This window comes from Xylanibacter caecicola, from assembly GCF_013166515.1.
GTDB classification, from domain to species: Bacteria; Bacteroidota; Bacteroidia; order Bacteroidales; family Bacteroidaceae; genus Prevotella; species Prevotella caecicola.
The window spans coordinates 1-915 of sequence record NZ_JABKKJ010000064.1 but is presented as its reverse complement, the minus strand read 5'-3'; the positions used below and the strand labels follow the sequence as shown (position 1 = coordinate 915).

1 protein-coding gene is annotated in these 915 nt (G+C 45.7%); it reads right to left on the bottom strand.

What is annotated here, in order from left to right:
* Positions 1-12: 12 nt before the first annotated feature.
* Positions 13-915, bottom strand: a 903-nt coding sequence (locus HPS54_RS12790) for an IS30 family transposase (RefSeq protein ID WP_172345774.1), incomplete at its 5' end; no start/stop codon positions are given.

The window sequence follows — 915 nt, the reverse complement described above, 5'->3', positions numbered from 1 at the left end:
GCAGGATTCAAATTAATAACGCAACAACTTTAGAATTGTTTTATTTTCTCCATATTTTTGTTTTATAAACTCGATTGGTGTTTTGAAATCCAGTCTTTTTCTTGGTCTGTTGTTGATTCTTTCCTGTACCATGTTGATGTCTTTATCTGTTATTTTTGCGAAATCAGTTCCTTTAAGAAAGTACTGCCTGACTAAGCCGTTAGTGTTTTCGTTTGCTCCTCTTTCCCACGGATGATATGGTCTGGCGAAGAAGATTTCTATTTTTAGTTCTTTGGCAATCTGTTGGTGCTTTGAGAACTCCGTCCCATTATCAGCTGTTATGGTGTGTAATTCCTTTCTTATCGGCCTAAGTGCATCGATGGCTGCCGCCGCCAGTGGCTCCGCCTCTTTTGATGGAAGCTTCCGCATGATCAAGAAGCCAGACTCTCTATCGTTGATTGTCATGATGACATTCCGCCTGTTCTTTCCCACAATGGTGTCAATCTCCAAATCCCCGAACCTGCCTTTCTCGTCGACAACCGCAGGTCTTTGTTCTATCCCGACACGTCCGGGAATCCCCCTTGACTTATATGAGTATCTGCGCTTGTTATAGCGTCTGCCCCTATGGCGCAGATGCATGTACAGTGGCTTTCCCCATTTGTGTTTCTCCTCCCACACATACCTGTAGATAGTTTCGTGGGAGATGGCGGACAATCCCAGCGCTCGCAGCCTTCCCGATATTTGCTCAGGCGACCATTGGGCTTGTGTGAGTTTTTGGTCTATGTAAGCCTTCATCCCGTCCGTTAGGACCGTGTAGTGATTTCGGGCACTCATTCTCTTCTCTGACAGCCATTGAGCCTTTTCTGCATTATACCTGCCATGAGGAGCCTTGTTACGTCTTATTTCCCGACTGACAGTACTGCGGTGTACTCCAAG